The organism is Burkholderia sp. ABCPW 14, assembly GCF_001523835.1.
Classification (GTDB): domain Bacteria; phylum Pseudomonadota; class Gammaproteobacteria; order Burkholderiales; family Burkholderiaceae; genus Burkholderia; species Burkholderia mayonis.
Genome location: NZ_LOVS01000135.1, coordinates 77,125 through 92,977, shown reverse-complemented (window position 1 = coordinate 92,977; position 15,853 = coordinate 77,125). Strand labels below are relative to the sequence as shown.

At 69.0% G+C, this 15,853-nt stretch carries 15 protein-coding genes; 8 read left to right on the top strand and 7 right to left on the bottom strand.

Annotation, left to right across the window (positions count from 1 at the left end; translation table 11 throughout):
- Positions 1 to 123 precede the first annotated feature (123 nt).
- Both mutL and miaA read left to right on the top strand, forming a co-directional pair.
- Positions 124 to 2,136 carry a DNA mismatch repair endonuclease MutL gene (mutL, locus tag WS62_RS21075; RefSeq protein WP_066574832.1) on the top strand — a complete coding sequence of 671 codons (2,013 nt, stop codon included), beginning with the start codon at positions 124 to 126 and terminating at the stop codon, positions 2,134 to 2,136.
- Positions 2,133 to 3,107 carry a tRNA (adenosine(37)-N6)-dimethylallyltransferase MiaA gene (miaA, locus tag WS62_RS21070; protein WP_066574830.1) on the top strand — a complete coding sequence of 325 codons (975 nt, stop codon included), beginning with the start codon at positions 2,133 to 2,135 and terminating at the stop codon, positions 3,105 to 3,107. Before mutL ends, miaA begins: the two co-directional genes overlap by 4 nt.
- Before the next feature lie 39 nt (positions 3,108 to 3,146).
- On the opposite strand, the gene arsB is transcribed toward miaA, so the two are convergent.
- The 5 genes from arsB to purM form a co-directional block, all read right to left on the bottom strand.
- Entirely contained in the window at positions 3,147 to 4,214 is a 1,068-nt protein-coding gene (gene arsB / locus WS62_RS21065; RefSeq protein ID WP_066574828.1) for an ACR3 family arsenite efflux transporter, read from the bottom strand.
- Complete coding sequence (locus WS62_RS21060; protein ID WP_066574821.1) at positions 4,201 to 4,725, bottom strand: arsenate reductase ArsC; 525 nt, start codon at positions 4,723 to 4,725, stop codon at positions 4,201 to 4,203. Before WS62_RS21060 ends, arsB begins: the two co-directional genes overlap by 14 nt.
- Positions 4,722 to 5,177, bottom strand: a complete 456-nt coding sequence (locus WS62_RS21055; protein ID WP_066574816.1) for an ArsI/CadI family heavy metal resistance metalloenzyme — start codon at positions 5,175 to 5,177, stop codon at positions 4,722 to 4,724. Before WS62_RS21055 ends, WS62_RS21060 begins: the two co-directional genes overlap by 4 nt.
- Positions 5,174 to 5,506 carry an ArsR/SmtB family transcription factor gene (locus WS62_RS21050; RefSeq protein WP_066574815.1) on the bottom strand — a complete coding sequence of 111 codons (333 nt, stop codon included), beginning with the start codon at positions 5,504 to 5,506 and terminating at the stop codon, positions 5,174 to 5,176. The genes WS62_RS21055 and WS62_RS21050 overlap by 4 nt, the downstream gene beginning before the upstream one ends.
- Before the next feature lie 251 nt (positions 5,507 to 5,757).
- Positions 5,758 to 6,813, bottom strand: a complete 1,056-nt coding sequence (gene purM / locus WS62_RS21045; protein WP_066574810.1) for a phosphoribosylformylglycinamidine cyclo-ligase — start codon at positions 6,811 to 6,813, stop codon at positions 5,758 to 5,760.
- 310 nt (positions 6,814 to 7,123) lie between these two features.
- Here purM and hda point away from each other — a divergent pair, with 310 nt between their 5' ends.
- The 6 genes from hda (at position 7,124) to panB (ending at position 12,251) form a co-directional block, all read left to right on the top strand.
- Positions 7,124 to 7,849: a DnaA regulatory inactivator Hda gene (gene hda / locus WS62_RS21040; protein ID WP_066574806.1), complete on the top strand. Its 726-nt coding sequence runs from the start codon at positions 7,124 to 7,126 to the stop codon at positions 7,847 to 7,849.
- A gap of 21 nt (positions 7,850 to 7,870) precedes the next feature.
- Positions 7,871 to 8,557, top strand: a complete 687-nt coding sequence (locus WS62_RS21035) for an HAD family hydrolase (protein ID WP_066574803.1) — start codon at positions 7,871 to 7,873, stop codon at positions 8,555 to 8,557.
- Positions 8,554 to 10,128, top strand: a complete 1,575-nt coding sequence (gene pcnB, locus WS62_RS21030; RefSeq protein ID WP_066574798.1) for a polynucleotide adenylyltransferase PcnB — start codon at positions 8,554 to 8,556, stop codon at positions 10,126 to 10,128. The genes WS62_RS21035 and pcnB overlap by 4 nt, the downstream gene beginning before the upstream one ends.
- A 35-nt stretch (positions 10,129 to 10,163) precedes the next feature.
- A complete protein-coding gene (gene folK, locus WS62_RS21025) occupies positions 10,164 to 10,691 on the top strand; it encodes a 2-amino-4-hydroxy-6-hydroxymethyldihydropteridine diphosphokinase (protein ID WP_066574796.1) in 528 nt (175 codons plus the stop codon).
- Positions 10,688 to 11,371, top strand: a complete 684-nt coding sequence (locus WS62_RS21020; RefSeq protein WP_066574793.1) for a deoxynucleoside kinase — start codon at positions 10,688 to 10,690, stop codon at positions 11,369 to 11,371. Before folK ends, WS62_RS21020 begins: the two co-directional genes overlap by 4 nt.
- A 64-nt stretch (positions 11,372 to 11,435) precedes the next feature.
- Positions 11,436 to 12,251 (top strand): 3-methyl-2-oxobutanoate hydroxymethyltransferase, encoded by an 816-nt coding sequence (panB, locus tag WS62_RS21015; RefSeq protein ID WP_066574790.1) that lies wholly within the window; start codon positions 11,436 to 11,438, stop codon positions 12,249 to 12,251.
- 380 nt (positions 12,252 to 12,631) lie between these two features.
- Here panB and WS62_RS21010 read toward each other — a convergent pair whose 3' ends face one another.
- Positions 12,632 to 14,635, bottom strand: coding sequence for a chorismate-binding protein (locus WS62_RS21010; protein WP_066574788.1), 2,004 nt, complete (start codon positions 14,633 to 14,635; stop codon positions 12,632 to 12,634).
- Between the two features lie 31 nt (positions 14,636 to 14,666).
- Positions 14,667 to 15,800, bottom strand: a complete 1,134-nt coding sequence (dnaJ, locus tag WS62_RS21005; RefSeq protein WP_066487286.1) for a molecular chaperone DnaJ — start codon at positions 15,798 to 15,800, stop codon at positions 14,667 to 14,669.
- Between the last annotated feature and the right edge of the window lie 53 nt (positions 15,801 to 15,853).

Genomic DNA, 15,853 nt, shown 5'->3' with positions numbered 1-15,853 from the left:
AAAAAAAGCAACGCTGTCATGATACCGAAAGTACCTTGAGCAACCGTGAAATTTGGTCGACGAGCGGCGTCGCGCACCGAGCGCGTCGGGCGACGCGCCGCGCGGCCTCGCTATAATTCCGCCATGTCCGAATTCACCGAATCCGCCGCGGGCGCGACGCCCGACGAGTCCGCATCCGCGCCGCGACGCCCGCGCGCGATCCAGCCGCTGCCCGACCAGCTCATTAGCCAGATCGCGGCGGGCGAAGTGGTCGAGCGGCCCGCGTCCGTCATCAAGGAGCTCGTCGAGAACGCGCTCGACGCCGGCGCGAGCACGCTGCGCATCGTGCTCGACGAAGGCGGCGTCAAGCGCATCTCGATCACCGACGACGGCTGCGGGATGCCCGCGGACGAGCTGCCGCTCGCGCTGATGCGCCACGCGACGAGCAAGATCCGCTCGCTCGCCGAGCTCGAGGCGGTCGCGACGCTCGGGTTCCGCGGCGAAGCGCTCGCGTCGATCGCGTCGGTCGCCGAGATGTTCATCACGAGCCGCACCGAGGACGCCGCGCACGCGATGCGCATCGACGCGCAGACGGGCGTGCTCGCGCCCGCCGCCGGCACGCGCGGCACGACGATCGAAGTGCGCGAGCTGTACTTCAGCACGCCCGCGCGCCGCAAGTTCCTGAAGAGCGAGCAGACCGAGTTCGGCCACTGCCTGGAGATGATCCGCCGGGCGGCGCTCGCGCGGCCGGACGTCGCAATCTCGGTGCTGCACAACGGCCGCGCGGTCGAGCACTGGAACGCAAGCGAGCCTGCCGCGCGCGTCGCGAAGATCCTCGGCGAGGGCTTCGCGACCGCCCACCTGCCGCTCGACGAAAGCGCCGGGCCGCTCGCCGTCTATGGATGCGCGGGGCTACCGACCGCGAGCCGCGGCCGCGCGGACCAGCAATACTTCTTTGTCAACGGCCGCTTCGTGCGCGACAAGCTGCTCGCGCACGCGGTACGCGCCGCATACGAAGACGTGCTGCACGGCGACCGCTATCCGTCGTACGTGCTGTTCCTCGATCTGCCGCCCGAAGCCGTCGACGTGAACGTCCATCCGTCGAAGATCGAAGTGCGCTTCCGCGATTCGCGCTCGATCCACCAGTTCGTGTTCCACGCGGTGCAGCGCGCGCTCGCACGGCATGCGGGCGCGTCGCCGGAGACGACGGCGGGCGGCCACGCCGCGCATCTCGCGCCGGCCGGGCCGGCGTCGCCCGAATCGTCCGCCGCGCCGAGCGCGTCGCTCGTCCGCTCGGGCCCCACGGCAAGCGCCGGCCAGCCGACACCCGGCAACACGTGGCTGCGGCAGTCGCGGATGACGCAGGGCACGCTGCCCGTCGCGCAGCCGCTCGCGCTGTACGACGCGCTCTTCGGCCGCAAAGACACGGGCGCTGGCACGCCGCAGGGCACGACGGGCGCCGCGCCCGAAGCGCACGACGCGCCGGACGCACCGCTCTTCGCGACCATGCCGGGCGGCGCCGCGACGCCCGCATTCCCGGCAACGCATGCATCCGACCCCATGATGCACGACGAGCAGCCGCTCGGCTTCGCGGTCGGCCAGATCCACGGCATCTACGTGCTCGCGCAGAACGCGCGCGGCCTCGTGATCGTCGACATGCACGCGGCGCACGAGCGAATCCTGTACGAGCAGTTCAAGCGCGCGCTCGCCGACCGCACGGTCGCCGTGCAGACGCTGCTGATTCCTGTGTCGATGACGGCGACGCCCGTCGAGGTCGGCACGGCGGCGGAGGAGCGCGAGACGCTCGACGCGCTCGGCTTCGACCTCGCGGTGCTGTCGCCGACGACGCTCGCGATCCGCGCGGTGCCCGCGCTCCTGAAGGACGCCGATCTGCAGGCGCTCGCGCGCGCGGTGCTCGCGGACCTGCACGCGTTCGGCGGCTCGCGGGTGTTGACCGAGCGCCAGCACGAGTTGCTCGGCACGCTCGCGTGCCATCACGCGGTGCGCGCGAACCGGCGCCTGACGCTCGACGAGATGAACGCGCTGCTGCGCCAGATGGAAGCGACGGAACGCGCGGACCAATGCAATCACGGCCGGCCGACCTGGTACCAATTGACGCTCGGCGACCTCGACCGGCTTTTCATGCGCGGCCAATGAACGAACGCACCGCGGCATCCGTGCAGATGGTCGCGTGCCTGCTCGGCCCGACCGCGTCCGGTAAGACGGCCGCCGCGCTCGCGCTCGCCGCGTGCCGGCCGATCGAGATCGTCAGCGTCGATTCGGCGCTCGTTTATCGCGGAATGGACATCGGCACCGCGAAGCCGACGCGCGACGAGCGCGCGGCCGTGCCGCACCATCTGATCGACATCGTCGACCCGGCCGACGCGTACTCGGCCGCCGAATTCCGCGCCGACGCGCTGCGCGTCATCGCCGAGATCGCCGCGCGCGGCCGCACGCCGCTCCTCGCGGGCGGCACGATGCTGTACTACAAGGCGCTGACGCAGGGCTTGAACGACCTGCCGGCGGCCGATCCCGACGTGCGCGCGACCCTCGACGCCGAGGCCGAGCGCGATGGCTGGCCCGCGCTGCACGCGCGCCTCGCGCGCGTCGATCCGGCTACGGCCGCGCGGCTCGCGCCGAACGATTCGCAGCGGATCCAGCGCGCGCTCGAGGTATATCGGCTGACGGGGCAGCCGATGTCAGCGCTTCTCGCCGCGCCGCCGCGCGAAGACGACGCGGCCACGGGGCTGCGGTTCGTGCCCGTCGCGCTCGAACCGTCGGACCGCGCGGTGCTGCATGCACGCATCGCCGCGCGCTTCGACGCGATGCTGGAAGCAGGTTTCGTCGACGAAGTCGAGCGCCTGCGCCGGCGCGACGACCTGCATCTCGGCCTGCCGTCGATGCGCTGCGTCGGCTACCGGCAGGCATGGGAGTATCTCGACGGCGTCACTGATTACCGGACGATGCGCGACAAGGGCATCTTCGCGACTCGGCAGCTCTGCAAGCGGCAACTGACTTGGCTGCGCGCGATGCCGGAACGGATCGTCGTCGACTGCTGCGCGGCGAACGCAACCGAGCGCGCGGTCGATGCGCTCGAGCGGGTGCTCGGCGACGCGCACGCGGCCTGAGCCGGCCCCGCCTCGACGGTGCGCCGTCGAGCCACGCACTCACGCGTGGGATTCGTACCAATGCCGCGAACGATTCACGACGCCGACGACGAGCAGCATCACCGGCACTTCGATCAACACGCCGACCACCGTCGCGAGCGCGGCGCCGGACTGGAAGCCGAACAGGCTGATCGCGGTCGCGACCGCGAGTTCGAAGAAATTGCTCGCGCCGATGAGACTCGACGGCCCGGCGACGCAGTGCGCGACGCGAAAGCGCCGGTTGAGCAGATACGCGAGGCCCGAGTTGAAGAACACCTGAACGAGGATCGGGACCGCGAGCAGCGCGATGACGAGCGGTTCGTCGACAATCGCCCGCCCCTGGAACGCGAACAGCAGCACGAGCGTCGCGAGCAGCGCGCAAATCGACCACGGGCCGAGCGCCGCGACGGCGCGCTGCAGCACGGCTGCGCCGGCCGCAAGCAGCACGCGCCGCGCGAGCTGTGCGACGATCACCGGCACGACGATGTAAAGACCGACGGACACGATGAGCGTATCCCAGGGCACCGTGATCGCGGACAGGCCGAGCAGCAGCGCGACGAGCGGCGCGAACGCGACGATCATGATCGCGTCGTTGAGCGCGACCTGCGACAGCGTGAAATACGGATCGCCCTTGCAAAGCTGCGACCAGACGAACACCATCGCCGTGCACGGCGCGGCGGCGAGCAGGATCAGGCCGGCGACATAGCTGTCGAGCTGGTCGGCGGGCAGCCAGCGCGCGAACAGGTGACGCACGAACAGCCAGCCGAGCAACGCCATCGAGAACGGCTTGACGAGCCAGTTGACGGCGAGCGTCACGCCGATCCCGCGCCAGTGCCGGCCGACCTGCGACATCGCGCCGAAATCGATCTTGATCAGCATCGGCACGATCATCACCCAGATCAGCAGACCGACCGGCAGATTGACCTGCGCGACCTCCATCCGGCCGATCGCCTGAAAGACGCCGGGCAGCCACTGGCCGAGCGCGATGCCGGCAACGATGCAAAGCGCGACCCACGCGGTCAGGTAGCGCTCGAAGAAGCCGATCGCCGGGCGCGCGGCGGCGGTGGCGCGCCGCTCAACGCTGCTCATCGGGCGCCTCCTCGGCCGGCCGAGCGCCGATCGCGCGCATCTCCCGCTGGATCGCGGCGCGGTCGAGCGCGTGCAGCGGCAGATTCACGAACTGGCCGACGCGATTCAGGATCTGGCGATACACCTTGTCGAACGCGCGGCGCTTCTCGTCGTCGGTGCCCGCGACCGCCGCCGGGTCCTCGAAGCCCCAATGCGCGGTCAGCGGGTGGCCGGGCCAGATCGGGCACGCCTCGCCCGCCGCCTGGTCGCAAACCGTGATCACGAAATCCATCTGCGGCGCGCCGAGGCCGCCGAACTCGTCCCAGCTCTTGCTGCGCAGTTGCGACGCGTCGTAGCCGAGCGCCGCGCAGCGTTCGAGCGCGAACGGATTGACCTTGCCGCTCGGATGGCTGCCCGCGCTGTACGCGCGGAACCGGCCGCCGCCCATCGCATTGAAGAGCGCTTCCGCCATGATGCTGCGCGCGCTGTTGCCCGTGCAGAGGATGAGGACCGAGAAGGGTTTGTCGCTCACGAGCGGCTCCGATGGAACTGAATTGCCGACGCGGCGGGAGCGCAACACGCCGACCGCGCGGTCGCGTCGTGCGGCTGGCCGAACACGGGCGCGCTGCCGAGCGTCCGGAAGGTCTCCCATGCGACGCCTTGCGGGTCGACCGTCCACACCTTGTCCGACTGCGCATAACAGCAGGTCGTCGCGGTCTGCTCGTGACTCGGCAGCCCGGCTGCGGCAAGACGCGCGTTCATCTCGTCGAGCTCGGCGTCCGTCTCGACCTGAATGCCGACGTGATCGACGCCCGGCGGCACGCCGCGTTGCGAGATCGCGAAATTGACGGCCGGGTCCGTCAGCTCCCATTTGCAGTAGTCGTCCTTCAGGACAGTGGGCTCGACGCCGCCGAACAGCGCACGGTAGAACCGGATGCTGTCGGCAAGATCGGCGACCGATACGTGGATGTGCATGCGTTTCACGATTGCGCCTCGGAGCAAGAAGCCGGACCGCCCACGCCGCACGGCGCGCCCGCGCAGCAGTTCTCGGTCAGAAAGCCGATGAGCCCGTTCATCGCGTCGAAATTGGCCGTATAGATCACGAAACGGCCGTCCTGGCGCGACTTCACGAGTCCGGCGTGCGAAAGATCCTTCAGATGGAACGACAGCCGCGACGGCGCGAGTTCGAGCCGCTGGGCGATTTCGCCCGCCGGCAGCCCGTCCGCTCCCGTGACGACGAGCAGACGAAAGATCGCGAGCCGCGATTCGTGAGCGAGCGCGCCGAGCGCGCGGATGGCGAGAGTCGAGTCCATGCGCGCAGCATAGCGCCATCATTTCAATATTTCAAGATTTATTAAAATAACGATCCGCTCGCGGCCTGCCGGTCTGTCTCCGCCTATTCTTCCGGCACGCCGCGATCGGATGGCGACGGACAGCGGAGCCGCGCCTGACGGCCGGCTTTCGGACGAAAAAAAGCCCGGCTCGCGATGAGCCGGGCTCGTGTTCGATCCGCCCTTTCCCACCAGCCGCTCGGGGCCGGCGAAGGACGGCGGGCGCGATGCGCTCAGGCCACGACCGTCTGCGCCTCGCCTTCGCGGCTCGCGCGCACGGCGCCGATCTTCCACACCTGCTCGCCCGCGCTGGTCAGCTGGCGGAGCGCTTCGTCCGCATCGGCGGCCGACACGATGACGGCCATCCCGATCCCGCAGTTGAACACGCGGTGCATCTCGGCGTCGGCGACGCCGCCATGCTGCTGCAGCCACTGGAACAGCGGCGGCAGCGGCCACGCGCTCTTGTCGAGCTCGGCTGTGAGACCGTCGCGCAGCACGCGCGGAATGTTCTCGACGAGGCCGCCGCCCGTGATGTGCGCCATCCCCTTCACCGCGATCTTTTCCATCAGCGCGAGGAGCGGCTTCACGTAAATGCGGGTCGGCGCCATCAGCGCGTCCGCGAGCGAACGGCCGTGGAAATCGGCCGACAGATCCGGATTCGCGCGCTCGATGATCTTGCGCACGAGCGAGAAGCCGTTCGAGTGGATGCCGCTCGACGCGAGGCCCAGCACGACATCGCCCTCGGCGATCGTGCTGCCGTCGATGATCTTGCTCTTCTCGACCGCGCCGACCGCGAAGCCCGCAAGGTCGTATTCGCCGTCCGGGTACATGCCCGGCATCTCGGCCGTCTCGCCGCCGATCAGCGCGCACCCCGACAGCTCGCAGCCCTGCGCGATGCCCTTGACCACCGTCGCCGCCGTCTCGACGTCCAGCTTGCCGCACGCGAAGTAGTCGAGGAAGAACAGCGGCTCGGCGCCCTGGACCAGGATGTCGTTGACGCTCATCGCGACGAGATCCTGCCCGACCGTGTCGTGCTTGTTCAGATGAAAGGCCAGCCTGAGCTTCGTGCCGACGCCGTCGGTGCCCGACACGAGCACCGGCTCGCGGTACTTCTTCGGCACTTCGAACAGCGCGCCGAACCCGCCGATGCCGCCGAGCACGCCGTCGCGCAGCGTTTTCTTCGCAAAGGGCTTGATCTTGTCGACGAGCGCATCGCCCGCGTCGATGTCGACGCCCGCGTCACGGTAGGACAGACCCTGGGCGTCAGGAGCGGATTTCGGAGGATTCATGGGGGAATGCGAGAAGGTCGGTAAAATGCGATTTTACCCGAAGCCGGCCGGGCGGCCGGAATTCCCCGCATCGATTCATCAGGGATAGCATCTTGCCCCATTCGTCACTGTTTTCGCCGCTCGAGCGGCCGCGCCCACGCTTGGCCGGCGCAGCCGCACGGCACGCCGCGCGCGCCGCCCGCCCGTCGCGCGCCCGCGCCTGCCGGGCCGTCGCGGGCGGCGCGCGCAGCCGCGCACACGGGCGCTTCCCGACGATGCCGACCACGCGCCGCCGCCCTTCGGGCATGCAACACCGGACCTGATTCGCACCGTGACTGTATCCCGTCAACTGACGCTCGACCTCGGCACCCCGCCGCCCGCGACGTTCGACAACTTCTATTCGGGGACGAACGCCGAGCTCGTCACGCGCCTGCGCGAGCTCGACCTCGCGCTCGCAGCGGGCCCCGTCGCCGACCGCACGTTCTACGTGTGGGGCGAAGCGGGCAGCGGCCGCAGCCACTTGCTGCAAGCGCTCGTGCACGACACGACGTACGGCCACGCGCGCTACGTGAGCCCGCAAAGCGGGCTCGACGCGTTCGTGTTCGATCCGCGCGCGTCGCTCTACGCGGTCGACGACTGCGACGCGCTCAACGACGCGCAGCAGATCGCGCTCTTCAACCTGTTCAACGAAGTGCGCGCGCATCCGACGAGCGCGCTCGTCGCCGCGGGGCCCGCCGCGCCGCTCGCGCTCGACGTTCGCGAGGATCTGCGCACCCGCCTCGGCTGGGGTCTCGTTTTCCATCTCGCGCCGCTCACCGACAAAGGCAAGGTGGCCGTGCTCAAGCACGCGGCGAAGGAGCGCGGGATCGCGCTCGCCGACGACGTGCCGTCGTACCTCCTCACCCATTTCCGCCGCGACATGCCGAGCCTGATGGCGCTCCTCGACGCGCTCGACCGCTTTTCGCTCGAGCAGAAACGCGCGGTCACGCTGCCGCTCCTGCGCGCGATGCTGGCCGCGCCGGAGCGCGACGAGGTCGCTCCGGGCCGGTTCAAGTAGCTTCAAGTAAAATGCCCCTCCATGACTAATTTGGCACTTTTCGACCTGGATCACACGCTGATCCCGACAGACAGCGACCACGAATGGGGCCGCTTCATGGTCAGGCTCGGCATCGTCGACGCGGACAGCTTCTCGCGCCAGAACGACCGCTTCTACGCCGACTACAAGGCGGGCAAGCTCGACATCCACGCGTACCTCACGGCGATGCTCACGCCGCTCGCGAAGTATTCGCGCGCGCAGCTCGCGCAGTGGCACGACGAGTACATGCACGAGGTGATCCGGCCGGCGATGCTGCCCGCCGCGCTCGAGCTCGTGCGCCGGCACCAGGATGCGGGCGATCTCTGCTGCATCGTCACCGCGACGAACGAATTCATCACGCGTCCGATCGCGACCGCGTTCGGCGTCGACACGCTGATCGCGTGCGAAGTGGAAACCGTCGACGGCCATCCGGACTCCGCGTTCACCGGCCGACCGACCGGCACGCCGAGCTACCGCGAGGGCAAGATCACGCGCACGGAGGCGTGGCTCGCGTCGTTCGGCAAGCGCTGGGACGACTTCGATCGCAGCTACTTCTACAGCGATTCGCACAACGACATTCCGCTTCTCGAAAAAGTCACCGACCCGATCGCGACCAATCCCGACGACACGCTGCGCGCATATGCACGTGCACACGGCTGGCGCATCCTCGACCTCTTCCAACCGTCGTGATCAAAAAATTCATCCGCAAGCTGTTCGGGCAGGACGCCCGCGCGTCGCAAGACGCGCCGCAGGACACCGCCGCCCCGCAGGAAGCCTCGTCGGGCGACGCCTCGGCCGCGCCCGCCGCCCCGCGCCGCGCGAAATCCACGCGCGGCGCCGCCAAGAAGGCCCGCAACGGCGAGCCGACCGTCGTGTCCGCGAACGTGCACGGGATCGATCCCGCGCTCATCTCGAAAAACGCGATCCGCGTCACCGACACGCTGCAGCAAGCCGGCTTCCGCGCGTTCATCGTCGGCGGCGCGGTGCGCGACCTGCTGCTCGGCATCGCCCCGAAGGATTTCGACGTCGCGACCGACGCGACGCCGACCCAGGTCCAGCATCTGTTCCGCCGCGCGCGGCTGATCGGCCGGCGCTTCCAGATCGTCCACGTGCAGTTCGGGCAGGAACTGATCGAGGTGTCGACCTTCCGCGCGCTCGTCGACGCCCCGCAGGAGCCGCCCGCCGAAACCGCGCCCGCGAAGCGCCTGAAGCGCGACGAGCTCGACCGCCGCACGCACGCGGTCGACGCGAGCGGCCGCGTGCTGCGCGACAACGTGTGGGGCGAGCAGCACGAGGACGCGGCGCGCCGCGACTTCACGATCAACGCGATGTACTACGATCCCGCGACGCAAACCGTGCTCGACTATCACGACGGGATGGCCGACATGCGCGCGCGCCTGCTGCGGATGATCGGCGATCCGGCGACGCGCTTCCGCGAGGACCCGGTGCGGATGCTGCGCGTCGTGCGCTTCGCGGCGAAGCTCGGCTTCGAGATCGAGGAGAACACGCGCGCGCCGATCAAGGAGCTCGCGGATCTCATCAACAACGTGCCGGCCGCGCGGCTGTTCGACGAGATGCTGAAGCTGCTGCTGTCGGGCCACGCGCTCGCGTGCCTGAAGCAGCTCCGCAAGCAAGGGCTGCATCACGGGCTGCTGCCGCTCCTCGACGTCGTGCTCGAGCAGCCGCAGGGCGAGAAGTTCGTCACGCTCGCGCTCAACAACACCGATGCGCGCGTGCGCGCGGGCAAGCCGGTGTCGCCCGGCTTCCTGTTCGCGACGCTCCTCTGGCACGACATGCGCCAGCGCTGGGAGCAATACGCCGCGGACGGCGAGTACCCGGTCCCCGCGATCAATCACGCGATGGACGACGTGATCGACATGCAGACCGAGAAGCTCGCCATCCACAAGCGCTATTCGGCCGACATGCGCGAGATCTGGGGGCTGCAGTTGCGGCTCGAGAAGCGCTCCGGCCGCAGCGCGCTGAGGCTCCTCGAACACCAAAGATTTAGAGCGGGGTATGATTTCCTCCTGTTGCGCTGCGAATCCGGCGAGCTCGATCCCGCCGCCGGACAGTGGTGGACGGATTTCATCGACGGCGATGCCGCGACGCGCGAGGCGCTCCTCACGCAGGGCGGCAGTCGGGACAAGGCGCCTCGCAAGCGGCGCCGCCGCAGCGGTCGCAGCCGCCGCGGGGCCGAAGGCGCCGAAAGTGCCGAGAGCACGGAAGGCGCCGCGCGCGGCGAGTCCGACGCGAACGACTGACGCTTGCGCCGTCGAACGACGTAGGAAGGAAAGCCATGACGGTTGCTTATCTCGGGGTGGGGGCCAATCTCGGCGACGCGCGCCAGGCCTTGAAGGACGCAGTGGTCTGCCTCGCCCAGCAGCACGCCATCACGGTGCTCGGCAAGTCGAGCCTGTATCGGACGGCGCCCGTCGACGCGGGCGGCGGCGACTACTACAACTGCGTCGTGAAGATCGACACGACGCTCGCCGCGCGCGCGCTCCTCGCGCTCTGCCAGAAGATCGAGCACCACTTCGGCCGCGAGCGGCCGTACCGGAACGCACCGCGCACGCTCGACATCGACATCCTGCTCTATGGTGAACAAACGATCGACGAGCCCGACCTCGTCGTCCCGCATCCGCGCCTGACCGAACGCGCGTTCGCGCTCGTGCCGCTCGTCGAGATCGCGCCCATGCTCGCGATCCCCGCGCGCGGCCGCGCCGACGCGTTCCTCGCGGACGTCGCGCACCAGCGCATCGAGAAGGTCCAGACTTGCCAGTGCCTGGCGATGCGGGCCGCCGCCGAAAAAAACCGCTGCCGATGAATTCGACACCGCTCACCGTCACCGCCCCCGACTGGCGGCCGCCGTGCCGCTACCTCGCGATCGAAGGACCGATCGGCGTCGGCAAGACGACGCTCGCGACGCTGCTCGCCGAACGCTGGTCGATGCGCGCGCTCCTCGAACGCCCGCAGGACAACCCGTTTCTCGAACGCTTCTATCGCGACACCGCGCGCTACGCGCTGCCGACGCAGCTCGCGTTCGCGCTGCAGCGCGAGCGCCAGGCGCACGAGATTGCCGCCGCATACGAAGCGAATACGCCGATCGTTGCGGACTTCATGCCGCAGAAGAATGAAATCTTCGCGCGGCTCACGCTGCCCGACGACGAATGGCAGCTATATCGGTCGCTCGCCGCGCATCTCGGCGCCCCCGCTCCGGCGCCCGATCTCGTCGTCTATCTGCAGGCGAGCCCCGAAGTGCTGTTCGCGCGGATCCAGAAGCGCGGCCAGCCGATGGAGCTGCAGATCGGCGACGCATACCTGCGTTCGCTCTGCGACGCATACAACGAATTCTTCTATCACTACGACCGCACGCCCGTGCTGACGGTCGCAGCCGAGCACCTGAATCCGCTCGACTCCCCCGACGACCTTGCACTGCTCGTCGAGCGCATCGCGTCGATGCGCGGCCGCAAGGAATTCTTCGTCAAAGGCGGCGGCGCGCGCTGACGGACGCGCGCGCGGTCGCTCGTCGCGACGCCGCCTTTTCTCTCACCATCGAATCGGACCTCCCATGACCTACCTTCAGGAATCCAGCCGACCGGCCGTGACGGTGCCCAAACTGCAGGCGATGCGTGAAGCCGGCGAGAAGATCGCGATGCTGACCTGCTACGACGCGAGCTTCGCCGCCCTCCTCGACCGCGCGAACGTCGACGTGCTGCTGATCGGCGATTCGCTCGGCAACGTGCTGCAGGGCCAGACGACGACGCTGCCCGTCACGCTCGACGACATCGCGTATCACACCGCATGCGTCGCGCGGGCGCAGCCGCGCGCGCTCGTCGTCGCAGACCTGCCGTTCGGCGCCTACGGCACGCCCGCCGATGCGTTCGCGAGCGCGGTGAAGCTGATGCGCGCGGGCGCGCAAATGGTCAAGCTCGAAGGCGGCGAATGGCTCGCCGACACGGTGCGTTTCCTCGTCGAGCGGTCGGTGCCCGTGTGCGCGCACGTCGGGCTCACGCCGCAGTCGGTGCACGCGTTCGGCGGCTTCAAGGTGCAGGGAAAAACGGAAGCGGGCGCCGCGCAATTGCTGCGCGACGCGCGCGCGGTCGAGGATGCGGGCGCGCAGCTCGTCGTGCTCGAAGCGGTGCCGACGCTCGTCGCGGCCGAAGTCACGCGCGAACTGACGATTCCGACGATCGGCATCGGCGCGGGCGCGGATTGCTCAGGCCAGGTGCTCGTGCTGCACGACATGCTCGGCATCTTCTCCGGCAAGCGGCCGCGCTTCGTCAAGGACTTCATGCAAGGGCAGCCGAGCATCTTCGCCGCAATCGAGGCGTTCGTGCGCGCGGTGAAGGACGGCGGCTTCCCCGGGCCCGAGCATTCGTTCTGATGCGGGAATGACGGCCTGAGCGCGCGCGGCGCGGCTTCGCTCGTACGCCACGCTTCGTATTCGGGCGCTGCTGCGCTCGAAAAAAAGCGGCATCCGACGTGTGCGGATGCCGCTTTTTCATGTCGACGGCCGAACGACGCGGCAATGCCAAGCAAGCGATATGCGACAAGGGACAAGGGACAAGGGACAAGGGACACGTCGTCAAGCATGAGGCGCGCCCGGTTCTCCGGTTCGATGCCGGCATATCGTCTCGCCGCCACAACGCTGCTCCGAACGAGCGGCAACGGCCGCGCACTGAGCAACGCGTTGGCCAGCATCAGCGCATCGTCATGCGACCCGCCGCCGAGCGCCAGCGCGCCTCCGCCTCCGTCCTCTCGTCGTCAGGCCGCCGCTGCGCCGCCTCGCACGAGCCGCGCGGGCACCGCGCCGCGCAGCGCGTTGGTCAGCATCAGTGCATCGGCGCGCAGCAGGTCGTCGAGCGTGAGCACGCGCTCGGTCGCCTGCAGCGCCGGATCGTCGAGCAGCACGCCGCGCATCACGCCCGGCAGCACGCCCGACGACAGCGGCGGCGTGAACCAGCGCCCTTCGAGCTTCACGAACACATTCGTCCGCCCGCCCTCCGTCAGCTCGCCGCGCTCGTTGAAGAACAGCATGTCGAACGCGTCGCGCGTCTCGGCGTCCTTCCACGCGCGATCGTAGTCGGCGCGGCGCGTCGTCTTGTGCGCAAGCAACACGTCGCCCGAGTGCATCCGCGCGAAGCCGTGTTCGGGCGCGAGCAGCACGCCGACCGCGTCGCGCGCGAGCGGCGCGAGCGGCGCGGCCGTGATGTCGAGCGTGCCGTCCTTCGCCAGCGCGACGCGGAAACGATATTCGCCGTCGTCGCCCAACTGCGCGCGGCGCTCGTCGATGCGCCGCTTCGCGGCCGCTTCGTCGAACGCGAAGCCGAGCGCGTCCGCGCTCGAACGCAGCCGCGCGAGATGGCGGTCGAGATGACGCACGCCGGCATCGCGTGTCGCGTACATCGTCTCGAACAACTGGAAGCCGGGATCGGCGTCGGTCAGAAAACGCGCCTTCAATTCGCACTCCACGTATTCGTCGGCGGCGACGCTGTCGAGCACGATCCCCGCACCAACGCCCATCGTGCCGCATCGGTGGCCGTCGGCCGCCGGCGCGTTGAGCGTCAGCGTGCGGATCGCGACCGACAGGCAGAAGTCGCCGCAGCCGCGTGCTGCGCCCGGCGGGCGGACGTCCTTCGAGACGTGCCCCGAGGAGGCGTTGTCCGGAGCCGCTCTTCGGAAGGATGTCTTCGAGGCGCCCTCCAAGGAGACTTCTTCCGGGACGCCCTGCCCGGGGGCTGCTGGCGAGGGGTCGTCCGATATCGCATCGAGCCAGCCGATCGCGCCCGTGTAGAGCCCGCGCGGCGTCGTCTCGATCGCGTCGATCAGTTGCATCGTCCTGTACTTCGGCGCCCCGGTGATCGAGCCGCACGGAAAAAGCGCGCGCAGCACGTCGGCGAACGTCGCACCGTCGACAAGGCCCGCTTCGACCGTCGACGTCATCTGCCACACCGACGCATACGGCTCGACCGAGAAAAGCGCCGGCACCGTCACCGACCCCGTTCGCGCGATGCGCGCGAGGTCGTTGCGCAGCAAATCGACGATCATCACGTTCTCCGCGCGGTTCTTCGCGTCGTTCGCGAGGAACTCGGCCGCGGCTGCATCCGCGCGCGGATCGTCGGAGCGCGGCGCGGTGCCCTTCATCGGCCGCGCGCGCAGCAGCGCGCCCGACTTCTCGACGAACAGCTCCGGCGAACACGATACGACCCACGCATCGCCCGGCAGCGCGATCAGCGCACCGTAGCGCACCGGCTGACGCGCGCGCAGGCGGCGGTACAGCGCGAGCGGCGCGCCGAACGCATCGAAGCGCAGCCGATACGTGTAGTTGATCTGATACGAGTCGCCCGCGCACAGCGCGTCGTGCACCGCGGCGATCGCCGCGTCGAACGCGTCGCGCGTCACGCTCTTCGTCACGTGTGCGACGCCCGCGGCCGATGGCTCGGCCGCGCCGCCGTCGCGCGCGGCGAGCCACGCGTCGGCTTCGTCGCGCGAGAGCTTCGCGCATTCGGAGAACAGCAGAAACCGCAGCGCGCCGCCGCCCCGCTTCCCGAACTGCAGATCGCGCCCGAATTCGTAGTCGCCGAGCACGACCGCGTGCAAGCCTCGCCGCGCATCGTCGGCAACGGCCGCGCACACCGCATCGAGCTCGCCCGGATCGACGCAGACGCGCTCATGCGAGAAGCCCAAATACAAACGACTCGACCGCGCTGCCGCGGTCGAGTCGCAATCGTCGAAGAGCGCGAACACCGCGCCCGATTCGTCAGTCATCCTGCATCACCTGCGTGCTGCGTGCCGCCCGTCACTCGAAGAAGCTCTTCACGCGATCGAACCAGCTCTTGCTTTGCGGGCTGTGGCGCGGGCCGCCTTCCGCGAGCGACTTCTCGAACTGCTTGAGCAAATCGCGCTGCTGCTCGGTGAGCTTCACGGGCGTCTCGACCTGCACGTGCACGTACAGATCGCCGGCGATGCTCGAACGCAGCCCCTTGATGCCCTTGCCGCGCAGACGGAACGTCTTGCCCGACTGCGTGCCTTCCGCCACCGTGAACGACGCGCGGCCGGCGAGCGTCGGCACTTCGATCTCGCCGCCGAGCGCCGCCGTCGTGAACGGAATCGGCATCTGGCAGTGCAGGTCGTCGCCGTCGCGCTCGAACACCGAGTGCGGCTTGATGTGGATCTCGACGTACAGATCGCCGGACGGCCCGCCGTTGATGCCCGGCTCGCCGTTGCCGGCCGAGCGGATCCGCATGCCGTCGTCGATGCCCGCCGGAATCTTCACTTCGAGCGTCTTGGTTTCCTTCACCTTGCCGGAGCCGTGGCAGTGCACGCACGGTTCCGGGATGTAGGTGCCGGTGCCGTGGCACTTCGGGCAGGTCTGCTGGATGCTGAAGAAGCCCTGCGACATCCGCACCGTGCCCTGGCCGTGACAGGTCGGGCAGGTTTCCGGCTTCGTGCCCGGCTTCGCGCCCGAGCCGTGACAGACGCCGCACGACGCCCAGCTCGGCACGCGGATCTGCGTGTCGTAGCCGTGCGCCGCCTGCTCGAGCGTGATCTCCATGCTGTAGCGCAGATCCGCGCCACGGTACACCTGCGGACCGCCGCGTCCGCGGCCGCCGCCCGCGGCGGCCTGGCCGAAGATGTCGCCGAAGATGTCGCCGAACGCGTCGGCGAAGCCGCCGAAGCCCTGCGCGCCGGCCGCGCCCATGTTCGGATCGACGCCCGCGTGGCCGTACTGGTCGTACGCCGCCCGCTTCTGGCCGTCCGACAGCATTTCATAGGCTTCCTTCGCTTCCTTGAAATGCTCTTCCGCATCCTTGCTGTCCGGATTGCGGTCGGGGTGGTACTTCATCGCGAGCTTGCGATATGCCTTCTTGATTTCGTCGTCGCCTGCATTCTTCGCGACGCCCAGAACCTCGTAGTAATCCCGTTTCGCCATATCGTTTCAATGCCGCCGCGCGAAGCGCGCGCAACGGCTCCTCTCGCTTCCAG

Bases quoted from the DNA above. Each gene is read 5' to 3' on its own strand.
- mutL (WP_066574832.1), top strand. From the start codon at position 124: ATGTCCGAATTCACCGAATCCGCCGCGGGCGCGACGCCCGACGAGTCC.
- miaA (WP_066574830.1), top strand. From the start codon at position 2,133: ATGAACGAACGCACCGCGGCATCCGTGCAGATGGTCGCGTGCCTGCTC.
- arsB (WP_066574828.1), bottom strand. From the start codon at position 4,214: ATGAGCAGCGTTGAGCGGCGCGCCACCGCCGCCGCGCGCCCGGCGATC.
- WS62_RS21050 (WP_066574815.1), bottom strand. From the start codon at position 5,506: ATGGACTCGACTCTCGCCATCCGCGCGCTCGGCGCGCTCGCTCACGAA.
- purM (WP_066574810.1), bottom strand. From the start codon at position 6,813: ATGAATCCTCCGAAATCCGCTCCTGACGCCCAGGGTCTGTCCTACCGT.
- WS62_RS21035 (WP_066574803.1), top strand. From the start codon at position 7,871: ATGACTAATTTGGCACTTTTCGACCTGGATCACACGCTGATCCCGACA.
- folK (WP_066574796.1), top strand. From the start codon at position 10,164: ATGACGGTTGCTTATCTCGGGGTGGGGGCCAATCTCGGCGACGCGCGC.
- WS62_RS21020 (WP_066574793.1), top strand. From the start codon at position 10,688: ATGAATTCGACACCGCTCACCGTCACCGCCCCCGACTGGCGGCCGCCG.
- panB (WP_066574790.1), top strand. From the start codon at position 11,436: ATGACCTACCTTCAGGAATCCAGCCGACCGGCCGTGACGGTGCCCAAA.
- WS62_RS21010 (WP_066574788.1), bottom strand. From the start codon at position 14,635: ATGACTGACGAATCGGGCGCGGTGTTCGCGCTCTTCGACGATTGCGAC.
- dnaJ (WP_066487286.1), bottom strand. From the start codon at position 15,800: ATGGCGAAACGGGATTACTACGAGGTTCTGGGCGTCGCGAAGAATGCA.